We start from the raw sequence: 4,623 nt of genomic DNA, 5'->3' as shown, positions 1-4,623 counted from the left end.
ATGGCATGACGCCAAACCGCTACTGGGAAAACTGGACTCAAGAAAACCAACTAGCTATCGCATAGGTGCTGGACTGCTAACGGGGGCCCAACCAGGTCGGTCCCTCGCCTGACATCATCGAGATGATGGGCGACAAGATAAAGGCTCGTGTCTTGATGTCAGAACATGGAGTTCCGGTGGCGGGCGGCACTTCAAGGCCGCCCCAGACTGTCGAGGAAGCAGTGGCGGCAGCTGCACGAATCGGGTACCCGGTGATGATCAAGGCTGCCGGCGGCGGCGGTGGGATCGGGATGTCGGCAGTGGACACTGCGGATGCTTTGGTTCTGGCTTTCGAAGCAGCTTGTGCACGGGCACAACGTTTGTTCGGGTCAAGCGACATTCTCCTCGAGCAGTTCATTCAGCCAGCCCGCCATATCGAAGTGCAAATCCTCGGTCTCAACGATGGCCGAATACTTGCGCTGGGCGAGCGCGACTGTTCTGTGCAAAGACGATTCCAGAAAGTGGTCGAGGAGACCCCTGCGACCGCGATCACTGATCAGACTCGAGAGCGAATGTTGGCGATCGCTGTACGAGCCGGTGAATCCATCGACTACCGCGGCGTAGGCACGGTGGAGTTTCTTCTTGACGTAAATTCTGAGCAGTTCATGTTCTTGGAGATGAATACGCGCCTGCAAGTAGAACACCCGATCACCGAGCTTGTGACCGGTCTGGATTTGGTCGAGCTACAGTTGAGGGTCGCTGCTGGGGAGCAACTCGATCTCCGGCCGCCGGCAAGTGAAGGACATGCCATTGAGTTCAGATTATACGCCGAAGATCCTGTGCGTTTTCTTCCTACACCGGGACCAATCGAAAGGTGGAATGTTCCGTCCTATCCATGGCTGCGGATCGACACTGGCTATCACAGCGGAATGAGAGTAAGCCATTACTACGATCCGTTAATCGCCAAGATCTGTGTGCATGGTGTAGACAGAAATCAGGCTCTTGCACGCGCTCGCACGGCTTTGAACCAGGTCGAAATTGGGCCGGTTACTACTAACCTCTCGATGTTGCGCCGCGTCGTGACACATACCGAATTCGAAAACGGGATGTACGACACCGGGTTGCTCGATCATCTCAAATAACTGCAAAAACCAGACGTTGCGGATATAGAGATTGTGCAGGGGTCTTCCGATGAGGGGAAGATTTCTGTCGCTACAGGAGTTCGAACGCTGAACAAAGCGGAATCTTCCATTGTGCCGCCATGTCGAAGCAGTCAGTGGCGACCTCTCGCTGTAGATGTCAATCTCATTCGTTCCAGTAGGGGTGCTGGTTTCAGTCGCACCACTCACTGAGCTCGCAGGGTCAGTGCCCGTCCGGTAGGAGAGTAGCGCGTAGTCGAGGGGTAACTGGTCCAGAATTGATAATGCCAACTCTGCTATTCGTTTGTCGGTTCTTCTCCGGGTGAACGTTGCTTCAACGGGCGCTGATGTGCTCAATACATCACAAGCCGGACGACCGGTAGCGAAATGCCTGTGGGAGCGGGACAATAGGGCATGACTCCAGCTGAAGAAGAACGTCAGATCAAACAGGTGAAAGCTCATCTTGCAGCAGCGTTTCCATCCGCCGCCCGAGATAGGGTCGACACTGTCGTGGAGGAGGCATACCACCGTTTTGACCCCGCGCATGTGCGAGACTTCATCCCGTTACTTGTCGAGCGTCACGCCAAAGAGTCTCTTGCAGCGCAGGTTCGGGCGTAAATCGCCATACGTCTGGGGGTTGAGACATCCCTGGATCTTTGACGTCAAGCAGCGACGCCGACCTCACGGTGTGACCACGCGGTCGCCTGATCGTAGACGGTGCGGGTCTTGAGGCAGCAGTGGAGAATTCCGACGAGCCGGTTACCAACCTGCCGTAGTGCTGCGTTGTGCCCGACTTCGCGGGCGCGGAGCCGATCGTAGTAGGCACGGACATTCTTGTCGTGCAAGATCGCGCAGGTGGCCTGCATGTGCAAGGCATCGACGAGTCGGTCGTTTCGCACATGCCGGGCGGAGACAATGCGCGTCTTGCCGGACGCTCTGGTGACCGGGCCGGTGCCGGCATAGTTCTTGCGTGCCTTCGCGCTGACGTAACGATCGGGGGCATCCGAAGAATTCGGCGAGTACCCGGGCGCCGAGACCGACGCCGAGACCGGGCTGGCTGAGCAGGATCTCAGCGTCTTCGGTGCTGGCCAAAATGCGCCGACACGTCTTTCTCGAGATTCGCGATCTCGGTGTTCAACGTCGTTACGATCGTAACGAGCGACCGGATCGTCGCCGCATACGCTGCGGTCATCTCGGCGGGTTGGCCGAGATGCTCGGCCCGCAGTACCTGCTGTATAGCCGCCGCTTTGGCGTCGATGTCACGGCGTCCCTTCAGCGTGAGAGCGATCTGCCGGAGGGTGAGCTTGGCTGCGACCTCCGGGGTCGGGGCCTTGACCAACAGCGTCAACGCGGATGTGGAGGTCAGCCCGAGGCGCATGTAGGTCTCGAGCGCGGCGGGGAAGTAGTCCCGCAGCGCCGCCCGTAGCCGCAGCATGTGTCGGGTTCGTTCCCAGATCAGCGTCTGGTGTGCGCGGGTGACGACTTTGACCGCTTCCACCAGATCGGAATCGGCGGCGACCTCGCGTAGTTGATGCCGGCGGGTGCGGGCCATGTCGGCCAGGGCGTGTGCGTCACCCTTGTCGCTCTTGGAACGGGAGCTTCCGAGTATTTCCCGATGGCGAGCAGCCTGTTTCGGGTCGACACCGAATAGGCGATAACCGGCGGCCAGCAATGCCTGCACCCACGGTCCGCGGTCCGTCTCGATGCACACCAGTACGTCGGGGAACCCGGTATCGTCGTCGACGAACCGTCCGACGAGCTCACCGAACCCCCGGATTCCCGCTATCCCTTTCGGCACTCGTTCACGCCGCAGCACCCGGCCTTGTTCATCCTGGACCTCCACATCGTGGTGATCCTCGGCCCAGTCGTCTCCGATGAACAGCAACTCACACACCTCCCACGGAACCTTGAGTATTACCCGGCGGCGGCCTGCAGGAAGTCGGTTCGCGGACTAATGGTCGAGTGCTCACGACCTTCGGCCTGGCACGACATCCCACCAGCGATGCAGACTTCCTGGCACGCCGGTGGAGGCACGGTCTCAACCTAGGACTCCCGGGTCGGGGTCCAGTCCAGCAAAGTGCTCATCCACCAGCGGCTACCAGGTATCAAGTCTGCCGGACCGGCCAGGCCTGATACCTCCCATTAGTCCAGCAGAGTGGTGTACGACTGGTCGTCCTGAAACAGTGGACGTGTCGCTACCCCGATGAGGACGGCCACCGCGTGATTCTTCAAGAGACCGACCAAAGTCACTTGGAAGAGGACCACGCGATGACCGATCGCAACTTTATCGACCCCGAAAAGTTTCTGTCCGACCAACTCGCCGCAGCAAGCCCCGACCTGCTGCGCTCGATGCTCGGGACCTTCATCACCGCATTGATGGGCGCCGAAGCGGACAGCCTGTGCGGCGCCGGCTATGGCGAACGCAGCGATGACCGCGTCAACGCGCGCGACAGTTACCGTCACCGTGATTTCGACACTCGTGCAGGAACACTCGACGTCCCGATCTCGAAGTTGCGTCGGGGTTCGTATTTCCCTGATCGGCTGCTCGAGCGCCGCAAGCGTGCCGAGCGTGCCCTGACCTCGGTCGTAGCGACGTGCTATCTGCTCGGGGTTTCGACGCGGCGGATGGAGAAGCTCGTCGAATCGTTGGACATCAACAGCTTGTCGAAGTTGCAGGTGTCGATCATGGTCCGTGACCGCCTCGACGAGCAAGTCGAATCGTTCCGCACCCGGCCCCTCGATCAAGGCCCGTGCACGTTCGTCGCCGCCGATGCACTGGTGCTCAAAGTTCGGGAGAACGGGCGGGTGATGAACGTGCATGCCTTGTTGGCGGTCGGGCTCAATCGCGACCGGCACCGAGAAATTTTGGGTGGCGACGTCTCGTTCAGGGAGGACAGAGCCGGTTGGTTGACGTTCTTCCGCGGTCTGGTCGCCCGCGGTCTGGCGGGCGTGAAGTTGGTGACGTCCGATGCCCCACGCCGGTCTTGTGGCGTCGATCGGCGCCACCCTGCACGGTGCATCATGGCAACGCTGCCGCACGCACTACGCGTTGAACTTGATGTCGATCACCCCGAAAACGCAGTGGCCGTGGGTGAAGACGATGCTGCACTCGATCTACGATCAACCAGACTCGAAAGGTTTTGAGGAACAGTATGATCCTTCGGCTTGGCGCTTCCGGACTCTCCGTTGACGTTGCGACGCACGATTTCGAGTTTGGTCTCGAAGTCGTAGTGTCTTCGTTCTCTCGTCACCAGTACACCTGCTTCCCGTAGTTGCCATTGTTGATATAACATGTGGACAGGGTTTGCCGTAAGGCTTTCCTCGAACACTTCGAGCGCCGATACAGCGTCGGAGTAACTCAACGTGCTTTTCGCGTACATCTGGCTACTCCCTGAAGAAGGATATCTAGATGTATGAGGCGCGGACGTTGGTGACGCGGTGCCGGCGGTAAGCGGCGGGTGGTCGTCCTCCGCGTGTTGAATGCGGTCGGTGGTAATTGTAGTGA

2 protein-coding genes and 2 pseudogenes are annotated in these 4,623 nt (G+C 59.4%); 3 read left to right on the top strand and 1 reads right to left on the bottom strand.

From position 1 onward, the window contains the following. Positions 1 to 122 precede the first annotated feature (122 nt). Together ABH939_RS32950 and ABH939_RS32945 are read left to right on the top strand one after the other, a co-directional pair. Positions 123 to 1,121: an ATP-grasp domain-containing protein gene (locus ABH939_RS32950; RefSeq protein WP_151097146.1), complete on the top strand. Its 999-nt coding sequence runs from the start codon at positions 123 to 125 to the stop codon at positions 1,119 to 1,121. Positions 1,122 to 1,532: 411 nt separating this feature from the next. After that, a complete protein-coding gene (locus tag ABH939_RS32945; RefSeq protein ID WP_371748393.1) occupies positions 1,533 to 1,736 on the top strand; it encodes a three-helix bundle dimerization domain-containing protein in 204 nt (67 codons plus the stop codon). 44 nt (positions 1,737 to 1,780) lie between these two features. Here the strand turns inward: ABH939_RS32945 and ABH939_RS32940 are convergent. Further along, positions 1,781 to 3,003: pseudogene (locus tag ABH939_RS32940) on the bottom strand (IS110 family transposase). 383 nt (positions 3,004 to 3,386) lie between these two features. On the opposite strand from ABH939_RS32940, the pseudogene ABH939_RS32935 reads away from it, so the two are divergent. Then, positions 3,387 to 4,275: pseudogene (locus tag ABH939_RS32935) on the top strand (IS256 family transposase); the annotation flags it as partial. Between the last annotated feature and the right edge of the window lie 348 nt (positions 4,276 to 4,623).

It is taken from the genome of Rhodococcus sp. 27YEA6 (genome assembly GCF_044908235.1).
GTDB lineage: Bacteria > Actinomycetota > Actinomycetes > Mycobacteriales > Mycobacteriaceae > Rhodococcus_F > Rhodococcus_F qingshengii.
This window is presented reverse-complemented; position numbering and strand designations above follow the sequence as displayed.

Coding starts and splice junctions, on each gene's coding strand:
- ABH939_RS32945 (WP_371748393.1), top strand. CDS start 1,533: ATGACTCCAGCTGAAGAAGAACGTCAGATCAAACAGGTGAAAGCTCAT.
- ABH939_RS32950 (WP_151097146.1), top strand. CDS start 123: ATGATGGGCGACAAGATAAAGGCTCGTGTCTTGATGTCAGAACATGGA.